Genomic DNA, 17782 nt, shown 5'->3' with positions numbered 1-17782 from the left:
CACACCTCACCGGTCTACATGGACACGTCCGAAATCCGGTTTATCCGTATCCTGTCCGGCCTCCAGAATGCTACGACGGATGGCGCGGGTGCGGGTGAAATAGGCGTGAAGCTGCTCACCATCGCCGGTCCGGATGGCGCGTTGCAGCGCAAACAGCTCTTCGGTGAAGCGGCCCAGCACCTCGATCGTGGCATCGCGGTTGGTCAGGAAGACGTCGCGCCACATGGTCGGGTCGCTGGCGGCGATTCGGGTGAAGTCGCGAAACCCCGCGGCCGAGAACTTGATGACCTCGCGGTCCGACACGCGGCGCAGGTCATCGGCCACCCCCACCATCGTGTAGGCGATCAGGTGCGGGATATGGCTGACCACGGCGCAGACCATGTCGTGATGGTCGGCATCCATGCGCTCGGTCTCGGCCCCCAGCGCCTGCCAGAAGCGCTCCAGCCGGTCGATCACCGCCGGGTCCGTCCCCTCGACCGGCACGATCAGGCACCAGCGATTGTCGAAGAGCGAGGCGAAGCCGGCCTCGGGCCCGGAATGTTCGGTGCCCGCCATCGGGTGCGAGCCCACGAAATCCACGCCCGCGGGCAGGTGCGGGGTCACGTCCTCGATCACCCGGCGCTTGACCGAGCCCACGTCGGTGACCAGCGCGCCGGGTTTCAGATGCGGCGCGATGTCCTGCATGACCGCGCCCATCGCGCCCACCGGCGTGGCCAGCACCACCAGGTCGGCATCACGCACGGCCGCTGCGACGCTGTCGACCACGCTGTCGCAGAGCCCGATGCGCCGCGCGGTCTCGCGCGTCTCGGCCGAGCGTGCGTAGCCCACGACATGGCCGATGGCCCCGCTGCGCCGCGCCGACCAGAACATCGACGAGGCGATCAGCCCCAGCCCGATCAGCGCCACCCGGGGATAGAGGGGCGTGCCGCTCATCGCGCGCCGGCCTTGAACTGCCCGATGCAATAGGCGACGCGGCGGCACGAGGCCTCGTCCCCCACCGAGATGCGCAGACAGTTGGGAAGCTTGTAGCCCCCCACCTTGCGCACGATCAGCCCCTGGCCCTGGAGATAGGCGTCGCAGGCCTCGGCCTCCTCGGTGTCGCCGAACCGGGCCAGCACGAAGTTGGCGGTCGAGGTGTCACAGGGCACGCCATGCTCGGCCAGCGCCTCGGCCAGCCAGGCCCGCAGGCGGGTGTTCTCGTCGCGGCATTTCTCGGCATAGGCGCGGTCGCGCACCGCCGCCTCGGCCGCGGCCAGCTGGGTGGTGGACAGGTTGAACGGCCCGCGGATCCGCATCAGCACGTCGATCACCTCGCGCGGGGCATAGCCCCAGCCGATGCGCAGTCCGCCCAGCCCGTAGAGCTTGGAGAAGGTGCGCGTCATCACCACGTTGTCGCGCATCTCGACCAGCCTCGCGCCCCCGTCATAGCCCTCGACATACTCGGCATAGGCGCCGTCCAGCACCAGCAGGCACTGCTCGGGAATGCCCTCGGCCAGCCGCTCGATCTCGGCCATGCCGATCATCGTGCCGGTGGGGTTGTTGGGGTTGGCGATGAAGACCAGCCGTGTCGCCTCGGTGCAGGCATCGAGGATCGAATCGACATCCGTCACACGCTCGCGTTCGCGCACCTCGACCGGGGTGGCCGAGGCGGCCAGCGCCGAGATGCGGTACATGGCAAAGCCGTGCTCGGTATGGATGACCTCGGTGCCCGGCCCGGCATAGGCCTGGCAGAGCAGGGTGATGATCTCGTCCGAGCCGACGCCGCAGATGATGCGGTCGGCCTCCAGCCCGTGCACCTCGGCAATCGCCGTGCGCAGCTCGGCATGGTCGGTGGACGGGTAGCGATGCAGCTCGTGCACCGAACGCTTGACCGCCTCCTGCGCGGCGGGGCTGGGCCCGAACGGGTTCTCGTTCGAGCTGAGCTTGATCACGTTGGCCACGCCGTCGATATGGGATTTGCCGCCGACATAGAGCGCAATATCCATGAGGCCCGGCTGGGGTTTGATGCTGGTCATGGCACCCTCCTTGCGGCCCCGTGCTTACTGCGCCCCGGGCCTCAAGAAAAGCGGGAAACAGCCCCTGCCGACGGATCGGGGTGTTTGCGGTGGGCAGGGGGCGCTGCCCCCTCGGCCTGCGGCCTCACCCCCGGAGGTATTTGGGGAAAGATGAAAGGGCTCTTGCGGCACCTGTCTTTCATCTTTCCGAAAATACTCATTTCTGCCTCGGCCACGCGCGGGCCGGCCGGGGGATCAGACCACCACCTCCAGCGCGTCCTGCCGGCCGACGCCGAAGACGCGCTTGTAGCGGGCGATCTCCTCCTCGGGGCCCATGGCCTTGTTGGGGTTGTCCGACAGCTTGACCGTGGGGCGACCCTCGGCGCTGACGGCCTTGCAGACGAGGCTGAACGGGGCCAGCGCGTCGTTCGGGGCGAGGCCGCGGAAATCGTTGGTGAGCAGCGTGCCCCAGCCGAAGCTGACCCGCACGCGGTCCGAGAACTGGGCGTAGAGTTCGAGGATCTTCTCCTCGTCCAACCCGTCGGAGAAGATCACCAGTTTTTGGCGCGGGTCCTCGCCGCGGTCCTGCCACCAGCGGATGGCGATCTCGGCGCCGGCGGCGGGGTCGCCGCTGTCGATGCGGATGCCGGTCCAGCCGGCCAGCCAGTCGGGCGCATGGGCGAGGAAGCCCTCGGTGCCGTAGGTGTCGGGCAGGATGATGCGCAGGTTGCCGTCATGTTCCTCGTGCCAGTCGGCCAGCACGTCATAGGGTGCGCGGGCGAGCGCGGCGTCATCGCCGGCGAGCGCGGCATAGACCATGGGCAGTTCATGCGCGTTGGTGCCGATCGCCTCGAGGTCGCGGTTCTTTGCGATCAGGCAGTTGGAGGTGCCCACGAAGCTGGGGCCCAGCCCTTCCAGCATGGCCTGCACGCACCAGTCCTGCCAGAGGAAGGAGTGCCGGCGCCTCGTGCCGAAATCCGCGATGCGCAGCTCGGGCACGCCGCGCAGCCGTTCGACCTTTTCCCACAGCTGCGTCATGGCGCGGGCATAGAGCACCTGCAGTTCGAACCTGCCCATGTCGTTGAGCACTGCGCGGCCGCGCAGTTCCATCAGCGTGGCGAGCGCCGGGATCTCCCACAGCATGACCTCGGGCCATTTTCCCTCGAAGGTCAGCTCGTACTGATCGCCCACGCGTTCGAGATGGTAGGCCGGCAGGTGCAGCCCCTCGAACCATTCCATGAAATCGGAGCGGAACATCTGCCGCTTGCCGTAGAAGGTGTTGCCGCGCAGCCAGGTGCTTTCGCCGCGCGACAGCGAGAGCGAGCGGATGTGGTCGAGCTGTTCGCGCAGCTCGCCCTCGTCGATCAGCCGGGCCAGCGGCACGCGGGTGGAGCGGTTGATCAGGCTGAAGGTCACGTCCGTGTCGCGGTGGTTGCGGAACACCGACTGGCACATCAGCAGCTTGTAGAAATCCGTGTCGATCAGCGACCGCACGATCGGGTCGATCTTCCACTTGTGATTCCAGACGCGGGTGGCGATGTCGACCATGGCGGGACTTTCCGGTTCGGGACCGGCGCAGCCGCGCGCCGGGAGGGCAGGGGTTCAGGGGCGGCGCCGGTCACGCTATGCGACAGCGCCGCGGTGAGACAAGGCTCAGACCAGCGTGACGCCGGCCTGGATCATGCCCTCGGTCGCGGCCTTGAGCGAGCCGTCGAGGTCGATGGCGCGGCACAGGTCGGTGCGCACCGTGGTGTCGAAGCCCAGCTTTGCCGCGTCCACGGCCGAGAAGTTGACGCAGAAATCCGTGGCCAGCCCGACCATGGTCAGCCGCTCGATCCCGCGCGTGCGCAGGTAGCCCTCGAGCCCGGTGGGCGTGGCGTGGTCGTTCTCGAAGAAGGCGGAATAGCTGTCGATGCCGGGGCGGAAGCCCTTGCGCACGATCATCTCGGCCCGGTCGGTGTTCAGCGCGGCGTGGAAGGCCGCCCCGTGCGAGCCCTGCACGCAATGGTCGGGCCAGAGCACCTGCGGGCCGTAGGGCATCTCGGTCATCTCCAGGGGCGCCTTGCCCTCGTGCTGCGAGGCGAAGGAGGAATGCCCCGCCGGGTGCCAGTCCTGGGTCAGGATCACGGCCTCGGCCTCGTCCATCAGGGCGTTGATGCCGGGCACGATCCGGTCGCCCTCGTCCACGGCCAGCGCGCCGCCGGGGCAGAAATCGTTCTGGACGTCGATCACAATCAGCGCATGCATGGCGGGTCTCCTGCTGGTCTGCCCCTTGGGTAGGGGGCGCGTCCCGGGGGGTCAAGCCGGGTGCGGCAGCCTGGGGGCTTGGCAAGCGGGGGCGGCTGCGCCTATCTGCGGCACATGTTCACTGTCTGCGCGCTTTATCATTTCACCCGGTTCGAGGACCCGGCCGCCCTGCGCGGCCCGCTGCTGGAGCTGTGCCGGGCCGAGGCGATCACCGGCACGCTGCTTCTGGCGCGCGAGGGGATCAACGGCACCGTGGCCGGCCCCCGCGCCGGGATCGACCGGCTGCTGGACCACGTGCGCGGCCTGCCGGGCTGTGCCGGGATCGAGTGGAAGCTGTCCACCGCCAGCACCCGGCCCTTCGCCCGGATGAAGGTGCGGCTGAAGCGCGAGATCGTCACCATGGGCCAGCCCGATGTCGACCCGCGCGCGCAGGTCGGCCATTACGTGGCGCCGTCGGAGTGGAACGACCTGATCCGCAGCCCCGACGTGGCGGTGATCGACACGCGCAACGATTACGAGACCGCGATCGGCACCTTCGAGGGCGCGGTAGATCCGCAGACGGCCTCTTTCGGCGAGTTCCCCGCCTGGTGGGAGGCCAACCGGCACCGCTTCCACAACAAGCGCATCGCGATGTTCTGCACCGGCGGGATCCGCTGCGAGAAATCGACCAACTGGCTGATCTCGCAGGGGGTGGAGGAGGTCTATCACCTCAAGGGTGGCATCCTGAAATACCTTGAAGAGGTGCCCGAGGCGGAGAGCACCTGGCAGGGCGACTGCTTCGTCTTCGACGGGCGCGTCTCGGTCGGGCACGGGTTGCGCGAGGGGCCGCACCTGCTCTGCCATGCCTGCCGCCGGCCGATCCTGCCCGAGGATCGCGACCACCCGGCCTACGAGCATGGCGTGTCCTGCCATCACTGCGTGGACGAGACCAGCGCCGAGGACAAGGCGCGGTTCCGCGAGCGGCAGAAGCAGATCGCGCTGGCGCGGGCGCGCGGCGAGCGGCACCTGCACGCGGATGTACCCTCCGATCTGCCCGAGGATCCCGGTCCGCGGTGACGCAGGCCCCGGGCTCTGCTAGGGCTGGGGCGTCACACCAGAAGGAGCCGCGCATGACCCCCCCGATCCAGTCCCACATCCTGAGCGAGGGCGATGTGCGCATCACCGTCCTGTCCGTCGGCTGCGCCGTGCAGGACTGGCAGGTCGCGGGGCGGCGCGTCGTGCTGGGCTATCCCGATCCCGAGATCTACCGCGCCAACCCGAAATCCATGGGCATCGTCGCGGGGCGCGTGGTCAACCGCATCTCGGACGCGGCCTTCACGCTGGACGGGCAGGTCTGGCGCCTGCCGGCGAACGAGGGCGGCACGCATATCCATGGCGGGCCCGGCGGCCTGGGCTGGTCGCATTGGGAGATGGACCCCGAGGGCGACCGCGCGGTGGTGCTGCGCCGGCATTCGCCGCACCTGGAGATGGGCTATCCCGGCGCGGTGGATTTCACCGTGCGCATGGCGCTGGAAGATGGCGCGCTGACCTGGGAGATGACCGCCGTTCCCGATCGCGAGACGCCGGTGAACATGGCGCAGCATCTCTATTTCAACCTCTCGGGCGGCGAGACGGTGCGCGATCACGCGTTCCGCATCGCGGCCTCGGCCGTCACCCCCAATGATGAGAAGCTGATCCCGACGGGCGAGCGTCTGCCCGTGGACGGCACGCGGTTCGATTTCCGGCAGGTGCGCACGCTGGAGGCCGCCGATCCCGCGGGCGAGGGCTATGACCTGAACTATGCGCTGGATCCCGGGGCCGGCCCGCAGATGACGGCTGAGGCCCCGGACGGGATGCGGCTGGAGCTCTGGACCGACCGGCCGGGGCTGCAATTCTACAGCTCGAACTGGCTGGACGAGGCCGCGCCCCCTTGGCCGGGGCAGAGCCATGGGCGCTTCGGCGGCTTCTGCGTGGAGGCGCAGGATTTCCCCAACGCGCTGAACACGCCGGGTTTCGGCTCGATCCTGTGCCGGCCCGAGGCGCCCTATCGCCAGCGCACGACGATCCGCATCGCGCCGGGGGCGTAGCCCTGCGGCGCGTCGCTCAGAAATAGCCGCGCACGAGGCTGCCGGCGAGCAGCGACCAGCCATCGGCGATCACGAAGAAGGCCAGCTTGAACGGCAGCGAGACGATCGCCGGCGGCACCATCATCATTCCCATGGACATCAGCACCGCCGCCACCACGAGGTCGATGATCAGGAAGGGCAGGAAGATCAGGAAGCCTACCTGGAAGGCGCGGGCGATCTCGGACAGCATGAAGCTGGGCACCAGCACCGAGAGCGGCGCCTCGGGGGCAAGGCGGGTGCCGGCGGCGTCGGGGCGCAGCTCGGCCATGGCGTCATAGGTGCTGGGATCGGCGCGCCCGGCCATGAAGTCGCGAAACGGCGCCAGCGTGTTCACCGCCGCCGTCTCGACATCGATCTGCTCGTCCATGAGCGGCTGCACCCCCTCCTGCCAGGCCTCGGTGAAGACCGGGTCCATGACGAAATAGGTGAGAAAGAGCGCCAGGCTGACGATCAGCATGTTGGGTGGCGATTGCTGCAACCCCACCGCCTGGCGCAGGATGGCCAGCACGGTGACCATGAAGGGAAAGCAGGTCACCATGATGGCAATGCCGGGGGCGAGGCTGAGCAGCGTGATCAGCGCGATCAGCTGCACCGAGGTCGCCGCGACCGAGCCGCCCTCGCCAAGGTCGATCGAGACCGACTGCGCCGCCGCCGGCCCCGCGACGAGCAGCAGCGCGAGCGCGGGGATCGTGGTTAACAGCCGAGGCGCAAGCCGGCCGGCAGGGCGCGGAGGGGCCATGATCAGGACGGGCTCTGCAGGTCGACCACCTCGGTCAGGCGCACCGCCAACCGACCCGGCCCGTCGCCCTCGACCACCTCGAGGATGCCGATCCCGATCAGCTTGTCGCCCACGTAGAGCTCCACCGGGTCGTCCAGCTGCTTGTCCAGCGTCAGCACCGAGCCCTCGCCCAGCTGCAGCAATTCGCGCACCAGCGGGCGGGCGCGGCCGACCGAGACGGTGATCTCGATCGGGACGGCGGTGAACGGGGTCTGGCCGGTGCCGCGGGTCTCTGTCTCTGGCTTATCCATGCGCCTTCCTCCGGTTGTCATGGGCGAAGCCGCGCACCGCTTCGGCGATCGCGTGCTGCAGGTCGCCGAGGTCGATCTGTTTCTCGACATGGGCAAAGCGGATGTCGGCCTGTTCCTCGGCCAGCGTGTCATCCGCGACCAGCTCGATCGGGAAGGCGAACTGGCCGTCGATCAGCGGCGCCACCGCCTCGACATTGGCGGGCGAGACCGCGACCACCACGCTGAGCTGTCCGATCTCGCGCGCCAGCCCGTGCAGTTCCTCGGCGATATGGGCGCCCAGGGTGGCGCGGGCGATCTGCGGCAGCATCGTGCAGACCACCTCGTCCAGCAGCGGCGCCATGGCGTTCATCACGTGGCTGTAGGCCTCGTGATAGGTGAAGGAGAGATCCTGCAGGTGCTGGCCGAAGGCGCTGGAGATGCGCGACTTGTCCTCGGATTGCGACTTGATCGCATCATCCCACCCGGCGCGGTAGCCGTTCTCGAAGGATTCGAGCTTCTGACCTTCGATTTCGGCCTCGTCCAGGGTCGGCCCGGCGGCCTCGGCCGGGGCGGTGGCGCCCGGTGCAGCGAAATCCTCCAGCAGGTCGGCAAGGCGGGTCATCGTGCTTCCTCCCGCTCATCCTCGAGCCAGCTTCGCAGGATCTCGACCGTCTCGTCCTTGCGCTCGGCGATCAGGCCGCGCAGCCGTTCGACCGGATCCTCTTCGGCCGGGGCGTCGAAATCGGCCATGCCCATGGAACTGAAATCCGGTTGGTCGGCCAGCACGGGCAGGTTGTCGAACCCGCCCTCGGGCTCGATCTCGCCATCCAGCGCGGCGCTCGGGGCCGCGTCGCGGCCCGGCGCGGGCAGGGCGCCATGCGCCGCCGCGTCGGGCGCCCGCGACAGCACCGGGCGCACCACGAACAGCCCCAGGATCAGCGCCACCAGCGCCAGCACGCCCATCTGGATCAGCCGCATCATGTTGATCCCGCCTGCAAACAGCCCCGGCGTGGCAGGGCCCGAGCCCAGCCCCTCGGCCCGTTCGAAGGGCAGCGAGCGGATGGTGATCTGGTCGCCGCGCGCCTCGTCGAACCCCACGGCCGAGGCCACGAGATCACGCAGCGCCGCCTGCTCGGTCTCGGGCAGCGGCACGAAGGACTGGCTGCCATCGGCGGCGGTCTCGACCGTGCCGTTGACCAGCACCGCGACGGTCAGCCGGCGAATCGCACCCGGGGCGCGGGTGATCTCGCGCGTGGTCTCGGAGATCTCGTAATTCACCCGCTCGCGCGTCTCGGAGGATTGCGAGGTCGAGCTTTCGGGCCCGGCCGCCTCGCCATCGGGCAGGTTCGAGGCCACGGTGACCTCGCCGCCGCCGGTATTCTGCGACCGGTCGGTCATCTCCTCGGTATCGGTCGAGACCACCACGCGCCCCTCGGGATCGAAACTGCGCTCGCGGATCAGCTCGCTCTCGGTGACCGTGTCGACGCTGACCTCGACCACCGCATTGCCGGTGCCGACGCGCGCCTCGACCAGCCGCTGCACCCTGTCGCGCAGCGCCAGCGCCTTGTCATCGGCGCTGGGCCCGGCGCCGCCCTCGGCATCGGCGCCGATCAGGCCGCCCTTGCCGTCGATCACCGAGACATCCTCGGGCGTCATGCCGGGTACGGCCGAGGCCACGAGGAAGCGCAACGCGCGCGCCTGCTGGGCCGAGATCACCCCGCCCGTGGTCGAGACCGAGATCGAGGCCGAGGGCGAGACATCCCGCTGGAAGGGATTCGCGCTGCTGTTGGCGATATGCACGCGGGCGCTGGCGATCTGCGGGTTCGACACGATGGTGCGCGCCAGCTCGCCCTCCTTGGCGCGCCAGTAGGCGGCGTCGAACATCTGCGAGGTCGTGCCGAAGCCCGACAGCGAATCAAGCAGCTCGTAGCCCTGGCCGCCATTGGCGGGCAGCCCCTCGCTGGCCAGGGTCAGGCGCAGCGCGTCACGCTCCGATTCGGGCACGAAGATCGCGCCGCCGCGCACGTCGAACGGCACGTTCCGCCCCTCGAGCGCGGTCACCACCTCGCCCGCGGCGCCGTTTTCCAGCCCTGCATAGAGCAGCGCCATGTTGGGGGCAGTGGCCATGCGCGACAGGCCGAAGACCGCAAGGGTCATGGCGAGGGTCGCGCCGATGACCACCATGCGCTGGCGGCCACCCAATGCGTTCCAGCTTGACAGGATCTGCTGCAAATCGTCCTCCGATCCAAACCTTCTGTTCGGTTGGCCGGAGATTGGACCATTCCACTTAACAATCGGTTAGCCCCTTTCCCCCATAGTGGTCGCAGGTCGGAAAAGAGGTTGAGAATGTCTGACACCACCGTCGCGGAGGGCGAGGCCGCCCCGCCCCGCCCATCGAAGCTGCCGCTGATCATCGGCGTCGTGCTGGCGCTGGCCGGAGGCGGGGGCGGGTTCTTCGCGGTGCAGTCCGGGCTGCTGGGCGGTGCTGCGGTGGAGACGGCGGAGCCCGCTGCCGCGCCCGAGGCCGAGGTCGAGACCATCGCCCTGCCGGACGTGGTCTATGTCGAGGTGCCGCAGCTGGTGATCTCGCTGGGCGCGCAGGCGCGCTTCAGCCACCTGCGCTTCCGCGCCAGCCTCGAGGTGCCCAAGGCGCATGGCAGCGAGGTCGAGGCCATCCTGCCGCGCGTGCAGGACGTGCTCAACAGCTACCTGCGCGCGCTGGAACCCGCCGACCTGGAGGCGCCGGGCGCGCTGATCAAGCTGCGCGGCCAGATGCTGCGGCGCGTCAAGCTGGTCGCGGGCGAGGGACGTGTCCGCGATCTCCTCGTGCTCGAATTCGTCCTGAACTGAGGGGGAAGGATCATGGAATTGATAGCCGATATCCTGCTGGTGGCCGGCGCCTTGGGGGCGGGGTTCTACTGTTTCATCCTGGCCCGGCGCCTGACCCGCTTCACCGATCTCGAGAACGGGGTCGGCGGCGCGGTCGCGGTGCTGTCGGCGCAGGTCGACGACCTGACCAAGACGCTGGGCCAGGCGCGCAAAAGCGCGAACGATTCGACACAGTCGCTCAGCGAGCTGACCGAGCGGGCCGAGGACGTGGCCCGCCGGCTGGAGCTGCTAGTGGCCTCGATGCACGACCTGCCGCAGAACGGTGCGGCGCCGCCCCCGCCGCGGCAGGAGACCGACTCGCCCGACCCGGTTTTTGTCCGGCATCCGCGGAACTGAGGGGCGATCATGGCCGGTTCCACTGATCGAAAGATTCCAAAGACACGGCGCAGGCGGCGCACGCGCGGTGCTCTGGCGACGATCGGGCTGCTGCTCATGGCCTCGGCCGTGTTGCGAATCGCCACCGGCGCGGGCGAGGCCTTTGCCCGCGAAGGCGAGGGCGATGCGGCGGCTCAGGTCGCTCCCATGGCGGGCGCGGCCCCCGAAGGGAGTGGCACCCCGCCGCCCCGCATCATCGCCGAGGCCGATATCCTGCCCATCATCGAGGCGCTCGATCAGCGCGAGGCGCGGGTGCGCGCCCGGGAGGAGGCTCTGGCCATGCGCCTGCAGGCCCTCTCCGTCGCCGAGACGGAAATCGAGGAGCGGATGCAGGCGCTGGCGCAGGCCGAGTCGCAGCTGCGCGACACGCTGGCACTGGCGCAGACCGCCGCCGAAGATGACCTTGCCCAACTCACCGATGTCTATGCCACCATGAAACCCAAGCAGGCGGCCGCGCTCTTCGAGGAGATGGATCCGCGATTCGCCGCCGGGTTCCTGGGGCGGATGCCCGCCAATGCCGCGGCCGACATCATGGCCGGTCTCACGCCCGAGACCGCTTACACGATCAGCGTGGTTCTGGCCGGGCGCAATGCGGATGTGCCGGATGAATAGGCCGATCTACCCGGTCGACGCGAGGTGCCGGGTGGCAAACGCGGTTATCGCCTCCTTGGGCAGCGCGCCGGACTGGCGGCCGCACTCGCGCCCGCCGGCAAAGGCGATCAGCGTCGGGATGCCGCGAATCCCCTGCGCGGTGGCGGCGGCGGGATGCGCCTGCGTGTCCACCTTGGCGCAGCGCACGCGACCGTGCAGGTCCGTGGCCGCGTTGGCGAACGCGGGCGCCATCATCCGGCAGGGCCCACACCACGGTGCCCAGAAATCGACCAGCAGCGGCACCTCGTCGACCCGCGCGGCCTTGGCAAGGGTCTCGGCATCAATGTCGACCGGCGAGGCTTGCCAGAGCGCAGCCCCGCAGGCCCCGCAGCGCGCGGCCGCCGCGGGCCGGTCATCGGGCAGGCGGTTTGTGCGGGCACAGGACAGGCAGGTGATCTTGCGGGGCATGGCAGACTCCATTCACATATGGGAATCGATATGTGTGGCCTGCACGCCGTCGTGACAAGGGATCTCCCGCCCCCGGGATTGATTTTCAAACACTCCGGGGCGATATCCAGACCCTGAGCAATTGCATGATGAGGGCCAAGATGTTCACGCGCCGTACCTTTATCGCCGCTGCGTCGGCCGCTGCCGTGTCTGCGGCTCTGCCGGCCCGCGCCTTTGAAGTCGAGCCGATATTCAAACCGCAACGCGTCCAGATCAAGGGCGACCTGGCCCCGGGCCAGATCCTGATCCTGCCGCGCGCTCATTTCCTCTACTATGTCGAGGCGCCGGGCCAGGCGATGCGCTACGGCGTCGGCGTCGGCAAGGCCGGGCTGGAATTCACCGGCGAAGCGGTGATCCAGGTCAAGAAGGAATGGCCGACCTGGCGTCCCACGCAAGAGATGATCGAGCGTGAACCCGACACCTATGCGCGGTTCAAGGACAATGATTATGTCCAGCCGGGCGGGCCGCAGAATCCGCTGGGGGCGCGCGCGATGTATCTTTTCCAGAACGGGCGCGACACGTATTTCCGCATCCACGGGACGACCGCCCCGCAATCCATCGGGCGCTCGGTCTCGAACGGGTGCATCCGGATGCTGAACGAGCACGTGAAGGACCTGTACCAGCGCGTCCCGATCGGGACCAAAGTCACGGTGCTGTGAACCAACGCGCGCGGGCCGGTTCGGCATCCTTCGATCTGATCGTGATCGGGGCCGGCCCGGCCGGCGCGGCCGCTGCCATGCGCGGGGTGACATCCGGGCTGCGCGTGGCGCTTGTCGACAAGCACCGCTTTCCACGAGACAAGCTTTGTGGTGGCGGTATCACCGGGCGCGCGCTGACGCAGTACCGCGATATTTTCGGCGGCGTCCTGCCGGACATCCCGCTGGAGCGGCGGGACTGTATCTCCTTTCATGCCTTCGGGGCCGAACTTGGCACGGTGCAGGACGCGCCGCCGCTGCATCTTGGCATGCGTCGGGCGCTGGACACGGCATTGGTGGCCGAGGCCATCGGAGCCGGTGCGGTGGATTGCACCGGGCATGCGGGCGCGTTGTCACTGGACGCGCCGGGCGTGCGCGTGGGCGGGAAATTGCTGAGTGCGCCCCTGATCATCGGTGCCGACGGCGTGAACAGCCCCACGGCGCGGGTGCTCTTCGGACAGGCCTTCGACCGGGCGCGCGTCGGCTTCGCGCTCGAGGTGGAGCGCCCGGGGGCCGCACCCGAGGCGCCTCTGCGCATCGATTTCGGGGCCGCAAATTGGGGCTATGGCTGGCAATTCCCGAAACCGGACGGAACCACGATCGGCGTGGGCGGTGTCATGGCGCGCAACCCTGACATGAAGGCCGCGCTGCGCTCCTACCTGGACCTGCTGGGCATCTCGGAGGAGCTGCCGGTCAAGGGCCAGTTCCTGCCTTTCGGCGATTTCCGCGCCGTGCCGGGGCGCGGGCGTGTCCTGCTGGCGGGTGACGCCGCGGGGCTGGTCGACCCGATCACCGGCGAGGGAATCGCCCATGCGTTGAAAAGCGGCGCGCTGGCGGCCGAGGCTGCCACGGCGGCGCTGGAGGCCGGCGATCCCGACAGCGCGCTGCGCCGCTATGGCCGGGCGCTCGCGCCGATCCATCGCGGCTTGCGGCAGGCCGGCCTGCTGCGCCACATCATGTTCCGCGAGCACCTGCGGCCCGCCTTCATCCGCAGTTTCCGCGCCTCGCGCAGCCTGCGGGGCGAATACCTGCGCCTTCTCGCGGGCGAGACGGAGTATGGCGCGATCATGCAGCAGATGGCGCTGCGCCTGCCCGGTTTCGGCTGGCGTGCGCTGCGCGGGGTCTGATCGCCCGGCGCCGCAATTCACCCGATCAGTGACGTATTCTTGCCCGATTTGACAACTTTAACGGTTTCGAAGCATTTGCGCGGCAGAGTGGGTTCAGGTGGAGACGGGCATGGCACTCATGGCATTCTTGTTCGGCAGCGTTTTGGGGTTCTTCAGCGGGCTTGTCGGGTGGCTGTTCATGGACATGTCCGCGCTGACGGCGTTCTCGCTCTATCTCTCGGTCAGCTTTGCCTGCAGCGCGCTGGCCATGGCCAGCCGCATCGCGCGGCGCGGGTTCGACGCGCCGCTGCCGGAGTGACCAACTAGCCCGCGGGCGCGGCGCGGGCGATCAGGGCCTCGACCTCGGGGCCCAGCGTCTCGACGATCCGGGCCACGCCGCGCGCGTTGGGGTGGATGCCGTCGGGCTGCATGAAGGCGCCCATGTCGGGCATCTCGTCGCCTTCCTCGGCCAACGCGGCGAAGAAGCTGTCGAGATACAGGGTGTCATATTGCTCGGCCAGGTCGGGGTAGAGCGAATCGAAAGCGGCCTTGTACTCGGGGCCGTAATTGCCGGGCGCCTGCATGCCGACGAGCAGGACCTCGACATCCTGCGCCTCGGCCACTTTCAGAATGCCCTCGAGATTGTCGCGCGCCACGCCCGGGTCGATGCCGCGCAAGAGGTCGTTGCCGCCCAGCGCGACGATCATCGCGTCGATCTCGGGGGTGAGCGACCATTCCACCCGGGCAAGGCCGCCGGCGGTGGTGTCGCCCGACACGCCGCCATTGACGACGCGCACGTCATGGCCGCGCTCGGCCAGCCAGGCCCGCAGTTGCGGCACCAGCCCCTCCTGCTCGATCAGCCCGTAGCCCTGGGTCAGGCTGTCGCCCAGTGCCAGAATGTCCAGCTCGGCCGCGTTGGCGCCCGCCGCCGCGACGCAGAGAAGCCCGGCCGCGACCTTGTTGCGCCAGCCCCCCGGCCCATATGTGATCCATCGAAACATGCCCGGACCCCTCTCATGACCGATCCCGTTCTCTCGCTCAAAGATGTCACGCTCAGCCTGCAGGGCAATGCCGGAATGGTCGAGATCCTGCGCGGGATTTCGCTGGATGTGGCGCGGGGCGAGAGCCTGGGGCTGGTCGGGCCCTCGGGGTCGGGCAAATCCTCTCTGCTGATGGTGATGGGCGGGCTGGAGCGGGCGACCGGCGGACAGGTGCATGCGCTGGGCCAGGACCTGACCGCGATGGACGAGGATGCGCTGGCGCGGTTCCGCCGCGATCACATGGGCGTGGTCTTCCAGTCCTTTCACCTGATCCCGACCATGACCGCGCTGGAGAACGTGGCCACGCCGCTGGAGCTGGCCGGGCAGCGCGACGCGTTCGAGCGCGCGCAGGCCGAGCTGGAGGCCGTGGGTCTGGGCGGGCGCGCCGATCATTACCCCTCGCAGATGTCGGGGGGCGAGCAGCAGCGCGTGGCGCTGGCGCGTGCCCTGGCGCCGCGGCCCGGCATCCTGCTGGCGGACGAGCCGACGGGCAACCTTGACGGGGTCAATGGCGACGCGATCATCGAGCTGCTCTTCGGGCTGACCCGCGACCACGGCGCGACGCTGGTGCTGGTCACCCACGCGCCCGACCTGGCCGCGCGCTGCGACCGCGTGGTGCGGCTGGATGACGGGCGGCTGGCCGGAACCGAGCTGAGGGCCGCGGAATGAGCCTGTCGGTCGCGGCGAAATTCGCCCGGCGCGAGCTGCGCGGCGGGCTGCGCGGCTTCCGGATCTTCCTGGCCTGCCTCGCGCTGGGCGTGGCCGCGATTGCCGGGGTCGGCTCGGTCCGCTCGGCCATCGAGGCGGGGCTGGAGGAGCAGGGCGCCATCCTGCTGGGCGGCGATGCGCAGGCGGAATTCACGTACCGCTTCGCCACCGAGGCCGAGCGTGCCTGGATGGACAGCGTGGCCGAGCAGGTGTCCGAGGTCACCGATTTCCGATCCATGGCCGTGGTGGGCGAGGGCGATGCGATCGAGCGCGGGCTGACGCAGGTGAAATCGGTGGACGCGGCCTATCCGCTTCTGGGCGAGATCACGCTGGACCCGCCGATGCCGCTGTCGCAGGCGCTGGCAGGGCAGGGCGGCGTGATGGCGCCGGTGCTGGCCGACCGTCTGGGTCTTGCGCCCGGTGACAGCTTCCGGCTGGGCACGCAGGACTTCACCCTGCGCGCCGTGATCACATCCGAGCCCGACGATGCGGGCGACGGGTTCGGGCTGGGGCCGCGCACCATCGTGGCGACGGCGGACCTGCAGGGCTCGGGGCTGTTGTCCACCGGCACGCTGTTCGAGACCGAGTACCGCATGGTCCTGCCGCCGGGCACCGACCTTGACGCGGTCGAGGCCGAGGCGCGGGCGCGGTTCGAGGAGACCGGGCTCAGCTGGCGGGATGCGCGCAACGGCGCCCCGGGCATCGCGCGGTTCGTCGAGCGGCTGGGCAGTTTCCTCGTGCTGGTGGGCCTGTCGGGGCTGGCCGTGGGCGGCATCGGCGTGTCCTCGGCCGTGCGCTCCTACCTTGCGCGCAAGACCGGCGTGATCGCCACGCTGCGCACGCTGGGGGCCACGCGCGACGTGATCTTCCAGACCTATTTCCTGCAGATCGGTGCGCTGTCGCTGGTGGGGATCGCGCTGGGGCTGGTGCTGGGCGCGCTGGTGCCGGTGCTGTTCGGCCCGATGATCAATGCGGCGCTGCCGGTGCCGGCCCTGTTCAGCCTGCATCCCGCGCCGCTGGCCGAGGCGGCGCTGTACGGTGTGCTGACCGCGCTGCTCTTCACGCTCTGGCCGCTGGCCCGGGCCGAGGATGTGCGCGCCGCGACCCTGTTTCGCGAGGCGCTGGGCGGGGCGCGGCTGCTGCCCGCGCCGCGTTACCTGGTGGCGACGGCGCTGCTGCTGGCGGGGCTGGTGGGCGTTGCGGCGCTGCTGTCGGGCAGCGCGGCGCTGACCTTCTGGACGGCGGGTGGAATCCTCGGCGCGCTGGTCGTGCTGGCCGGGGCGGCCTGGCTGATCCGGGCGCTGGCCCGGCGCGTGACCCGCGCGGCGCGCGGCCGGCCGGTCTGGCGCTGGGCGCTGTCGGCCATCGGGGGCCCGGGCGAAAGCGCCGGGGCCGTGGTGCTGTCGCTGGGGCTCGGCCTGTCGGTGCTGGCCGCGATCGGGCAGATCGACGGCAACCTGCGCGGCGCGATCCAGCGCGACCTGCCCGAGGTGGCGCCATCCTATTTCTTCGTCGACATCCAGAAGGACCAGATGCCTGGCTACCTCGAGCGGCTGGAAGGCGATCCGGCGGTCAGCCGCATCGACAGCGCGCCCATGCTGCGCGGCATCATCACGCGCATCAACGGCCAGCCCGCCGAAGAGGTGGCCGGCCCGCACTGGGTGCTGCGCGGCGATCGCGGCGTGACCTATGCCGCCGCGCCCGATGCGCGCACCACGGTCACCGCGGGCACGTGGTGGCCCAAAGACTATGACGGGCCGCCGCAGGTCAGCTTTGCCGCCGAGGAAGGCGCCGAGATGGGGCTGCAACTGGGCGACGAGATCACGGTGAACATCCTTGGCCGCGACATCACCGCCACGATCACCTCGTTCCGCGAGGTGGATTTCTCGACCGCGGGGATCGGCTTTGTCATGACGATGAACCCCGCCGCGCTCGAGGCCGCGCCGCATACCTTCATCTCGACCGTCTATGCCGAGGAAGCGGCCGAGGCGCAGATCCTGCGCGATCTGGCCGGGGCCTATCCCAACATCACCGCGATCCGCGTGCGCGACGCCATCGACCGGGTCAGCGACCTGCTGGAGGGGATCGCCGGCGCGGTGCGCTGGGGGGCCGCAGCGACGCTGCTGACCGGGTTCCTCGTGCTGATCGGGGCCGCCGCGGCCGGCGAGGGGGCGCGGACCTACGAATCGGCGCTGCTCAAGACGCTGGGCGCGGCGCGCGGGCGCATCCTGCAGAGCTTTGCGCTGCGCTCGGCGCTTCTGGGCGCGGCGGCTGGCGTGGTGGCCATCGTCGCCGGGATCGCCGGCGGCTGGGCGGTGAGCACCTTCGTCATGGAGACCACCTTCACCGTGATCTGGGGCTCGGCGCTGGGCATCGTGGCGGGCGGCGTGCTGGCCACGCTGGCGGCGGGGCTGCTGTTCGCGTGGCGCCCGCTGGCCGCCCGGCCCGCCGCCGTGCTTCGCGCGCGCGAATAGTCACCTTGAATTGGGCCGGAAGGGCTGGCAAGGCAGCGCCAAC

General features: G+C 69.6%; 20 protein-coding genes. 10 read left to right on the top strand and 10 right to left on the bottom strand.

The window, feature by feature from the left end:
• Positions 1-6 precede the first annotated feature (6 nt).
• The 4 genes from AVJ23_RS11875 to pncA all read right to left on the bottom strand — a co-directional run bounded on the left by AVJ23_RS11875 (position 7) and on the right by pncA (position 4241).
• Positions 7-933, bottom strand: coding sequence for a prephenate/arogenate dehydrogenase family protein (locus tag AVJ23_RS11875; protein ID WP_058862408.1), 927 nt, complete (start codon positions 931-933; stop codon positions 7-9).
• Positions 930-2015, bottom strand: coding sequence for a histidinol-phosphate transaminase (gene hisC / locus AVJ23_RS11870; RefSeq protein ID WP_058862407.1), 1086 nt, complete (start codon positions 2013-2015; stop codon positions 930-932). The genes AVJ23_RS11875 and hisC overlap by 4 nt, the downstream gene beginning before the upstream one ends.
• Positions 2016-2249: 234 nt before the next feature.
• On the bottom strand, positions 2250-3542 hold the full coding sequence (gene pncB / locus AVJ23_RS11865) for a nicotinate phosphoribosyltransferase (RefSeq protein ID WP_058862406.1): 1293 nt from the start codon (positions 3540-3542) through the stop codon (positions 2250-2252).
• A 105-nt stretch (positions 3543-3647) separates the two neighbouring features.
• Positions 3648-4241, bottom strand: coding sequence for a bifunctional nicotinamidase/pyrazinamidase (gene pncA / locus AVJ23_RS11860; protein WP_058862405.1), 594 nt, complete (start codon positions 4239-4241; stop codon positions 3648-3650).
• A gap of 114 nt (positions 4242-4355) precedes the next feature.
• On the opposite strand from pncA, the gene trhO reads away from it, so the two are divergent.
• Both trhO and AVJ23_RS11850 read left to right on the top strand, forming a co-directional pair.
• Complete coding sequence (gene trhO, locus AVJ23_RS11855; RefSeq protein WP_058862404.1) at positions 4356-5297, top strand: oxygen-dependent tRNA uridine(34) hydroxylase TrhO; 942 nt, start codon at positions 4356-4358, stop codon at positions 5295-5297.
• Positions 5298-5350: 53 nt separating this feature from the next.
• Entirely contained in the window at positions 5351-6307 is a 957-nt protein-coding gene (locus AVJ23_RS11850; RefSeq protein WP_058862403.1) for an aldose epimerase family protein, read from the top strand.
• Between the two features lie 16 nt (positions 6308-6323).
• Here the strand turns inward: AVJ23_RS11850 and fliP are convergent, their stop codons facing one another.
• From fliP to fliF, 4 genes are read right to left on the bottom strand one after another with little or no spacing between them, the layout of a single operon-like run.
• On the bottom strand, positions 6324-7085 hold the full coding sequence (fliP, locus tag AVJ23_RS11845) for a flagellar type III secretion system pore protein FliP (RefSeq protein ID WP_058862402.1): 762 nt from the start codon (positions 7083-7085) through the stop codon (positions 6324-6326).
• A gap of 2 nt (positions 7086-7087) precedes the next feature.
• The gene (locus AVJ23_RS11840; RefSeq protein WP_058862401.1) at positions 7088-7375 is read right to left on the bottom strand and encodes a FliM/FliN family flagellar motor switch protein; all 288 of its coding nucleotides are present in this window, start codon (positions 7373-7375) and stop codon (positions 7088-7090) included.
• Positions 7368-7976, bottom strand: a complete 609-nt coding sequence (locus AVJ23_RS11835; RefSeq protein ID WP_058862400.1) for a FliH/SctL family protein — start codon at positions 7974-7976, stop codon at positions 7368-7370. Before AVJ23_RS11835 ends, AVJ23_RS11840 begins: the two co-directional genes overlap by 8 nt.
• On the bottom strand, positions 7973-9586 hold the full coding sequence (gene fliF, locus AVJ23_RS11830; protein WP_058862399.1) for a flagellar basal-body MS-ring/collar protein FliF: 1614 nt from the start codon (positions 9584-9586) through the stop codon (positions 7973-7975). The genes AVJ23_RS11835 and fliF overlap by 4 nt, the downstream gene beginning before the upstream one ends.
• A 114-nt stretch (positions 9587-9700) precedes the next feature.
• On the opposite strand from fliF, the gene AVJ23_RS11825 reads away from it, so the two are divergent.
• The 3 genes from AVJ23_RS11825 to AVJ23_RS11815 are packed head-to-tail and all read left to right on the top strand — an operon-like array spanning position 9701 to position 11230.
• Positions 9701-10204, top strand: a complete 504-nt coding sequence (locus AVJ23_RS11825; protein WP_058862398.1) for a flagellar basal body-associated FliL family protein — start codon at positions 9701-9703, stop codon at positions 10202-10204.
• 12 nt (positions 10205-10216) lie between these two features.
• Positions 10217-10579, top strand: coding sequence for a hypothetical protein (locus AVJ23_RS11820; RefSeq protein ID WP_058862397.1), 363 nt, complete (start codon positions 10217-10219; stop codon positions 10577-10579).
• Positions 10580-10588: 9 nt separating this feature from the next.
• Entirely contained in the window at positions 10589-11230 is a 642-nt protein-coding gene (locus AVJ23_RS11815; RefSeq protein ID WP_058862396.1) for a MotE family protein, read from the top strand.
• Positions 11231-11236: 6 nt separating this feature from the next.
• Here AVJ23_RS11815 and trxC read toward each other — a convergent pair whose 3' ends face one another.
• On the bottom strand, positions 11237-11677 hold the full coding sequence (gene trxC, locus AVJ23_RS11810) for a thioredoxin TrxC (protein ID WP_099045503.1): 441 nt from the start codon (positions 11675-11677) through the stop codon (positions 11237-11239).
• A gap of 140 nt (positions 11678-11817) precedes the next feature.
• Between trxC and AVJ23_RS11805 the strand changes: the two genes are divergently transcribed.
• The 3 genes from AVJ23_RS11805 to AVJ23_RS11795 all read left to right on the top strand — a co-directional run bounded on the left by AVJ23_RS11805 (position 11818) and on the right by AVJ23_RS11795 (position 13836).
• Entirely contained in the window at positions 11818-12375 is a 558-nt protein-coding gene (locus tag AVJ23_RS11805) for a L,D-transpeptidase (protein ID WP_058862394.1), read from the top strand.
• Entirely contained in the window at positions 12372-13538 is a 1167-nt protein-coding gene (locus tag AVJ23_RS11800; protein WP_099045502.1) for a geranylgeranyl reductase family protein, read from the top strand. The genes AVJ23_RS11805 and AVJ23_RS11800 overlap by 4 nt, the downstream gene beginning before the upstream one ends.
• 109 nt (positions 13539-13647) lie before the next feature.
• Positions 13648-13836: a hypothetical protein gene (locus tag AVJ23_RS11795; RefSeq protein WP_157772669.1), complete on the top strand. Its 189-nt coding sequence runs from the start codon at positions 13648-13650 to the stop codon at positions 13834-13836.
• A 4-nt stretch (positions 13837-13840) separates the two neighbouring features.
• On the opposite strand, the gene AVJ23_RS11790 is transcribed toward AVJ23_RS11795, so the two are convergent.
• Positions 13841-14518, bottom strand: a complete 678-nt coding sequence (locus AVJ23_RS11790; RefSeq protein ID WP_058862392.1) for an arylesterase — start codon at positions 14516-14518, stop codon at positions 13841-13843.
• A 15-nt stretch (positions 14519-14533) separates the two neighbouring features.
• Between AVJ23_RS11790 and AVJ23_RS11785 the strand changes: the two genes are divergently transcribed.
• Together AVJ23_RS11785 and AVJ23_RS11780 are read left to right on the top strand one after the other, a co-directional pair.
• A complete protein-coding gene (locus AVJ23_RS11785; protein ID WP_058862391.1) occupies positions 14534-15226 on the top strand; it encodes an ABC transporter ATP-binding protein in 693 nt (230 codons plus the stop codon).
• Entirely contained in the window at positions 15223-17739 is a 2517-nt protein-coding gene (locus AVJ23_RS11780) for an ABC transporter permease (RefSeq protein ID WP_058862390.1), read from the top strand. Before AVJ23_RS11785 ends, AVJ23_RS11780 begins: the two co-directional genes overlap by 4 nt.
• Positions 17740-17782 lie beyond the last annotated feature (43 nt).

The organism is Pseudoponticoccus marisrubri, assembly GCF_001482405.1.
Taxonomy (GTDB): Bacteria; Pseudomonadota; Alphaproteobacteria; order Rhodobacterales; family Rhodobacteraceae; genus Pseudoponticoccus; species Pseudoponticoccus marisrubri.
The sequence above is the reverse complement of the archived record's forward strand: the minus strand, read 5'-3'. Positions and strand labels throughout refer to the sequence as shown.

Bases quoted from the DNA above. Each gene is read 5' to 3' on its own strand.
- AVJ23_RS11875 (WP_058862408.1), bottom strand. From the start codon at position 933: ATGAGCGGCACGCCCCTCTATCCCCGGGTGGCGCTGATCGGGCTGGGG.
- hisC (WP_058862407.1), bottom strand. From the start codon at position 2,015: ATGACCAGCATCAAACCCCAGCCGGGCCTCATGGATATTGCGCTCTAT.
- pncB (WP_058862406.1), bottom strand. From the start codon at position 3,542: ATGGTCGACATCGCCACCCGCGTCTGGAATCACAAGTGGAAGATCGAC.
- pncA (WP_058862405.1), bottom strand. From the start codon at position 4,241: ATGCATGCGCTGATTGTGATCGACGTCCAGAACGATTTCTGCCCCGGC.
- trhO (WP_058862404.1), top strand. From the start codon at position 4,356: ATGTTCACTGTCTGCGCGCTTTATCATTTCACCCGGTTCGAGGACCCG.
- AVJ23_RS11850 (WP_058862403.1), top strand. From the start codon at position 5,351: ATGACCCCCCCGATCCAGTCCCACATCCTGAGCGAGGGCGATGTGCGC.
- fliP (WP_058862402.1), bottom strand. From the start codon at position 7,085: ATGGCCCCTCCGCGCCCTGCCGGCCGGCTTGCGCCTCGGCTGTTAACC.
- AVJ23_RS11840 (WP_058862401.1), bottom strand. From the start codon at position 7,375: ATGGATAAGCCAGAGACAGAGACCCGCGGCACCGGCCAGACCCCGTTC.
- AVJ23_RS11835 (WP_058862400.1), bottom strand. From the start codon at position 7,976: ATGACCCGCCTTGCCGACCTGCTGGAGGATTTCGCTGCACCGGGCGCC.
- AVJ23_RS11825 (WP_058862398.1), top strand. From the start codon at position 9,701: ATGTCTGACACCACCGTCGCGGAGGGCGAGGCCGCCCCGCCCCGCCCA.
- AVJ23_RS11820 (WP_058862397.1), top strand. From the start codon at position 10,217: ATGGAATTGATAGCCGATATCCTGCTGGTGGCCGGCGCCTTGGGGGCG.
- AVJ23_RS11815 (WP_058862396.1), top strand. From the start codon at position 10,589: ATGGCCGGTTCCACTGATCGAAAGATTCCAAAGACACGGCGCAGGCGG.
- trxC (WP_099045503.1), bottom strand. From the start codon at position 11,677: ATGCCCCGCAAGATCACCTGCCTGTCCTGTGCCCGCACAAACCGCCTG.
- AVJ23_RS11805 (WP_058862394.1), top strand. From the start codon at position 11,818: ATGTTCACGCGCCGTACCTTTATCGCCGCTGCGTCGGCCGCTGCCGTG.
- AVJ23_RS11795 (WP_157772669.1), top strand. From the start codon at position 13,648: ATGGCACTCATGGCATTCTTGTTCGGCAGCGTTTTGGGGTTCTTCAGC.
- AVJ23_RS11790 (WP_058862392.1), bottom strand. From the start codon at position 14,518: ATGTTTCGATGGATCACATATGGGCCGGGGGGCTGGCGCAACAAGGTC.
- AVJ23_RS11785 (WP_058862391.1), top strand. From the start codon at position 14,534: ATGACCGATCCCGTTCTCTCGCTCAAAGATGTCACGCTCAGCCTGCAG.
- AVJ23_RS11780 (WP_058862390.1), top strand. From the start codon at position 15,223: ATGAGCCTGTCGGTCGCGGCGAAATTCGCCCGGCGCGAGCTGCGCGGC.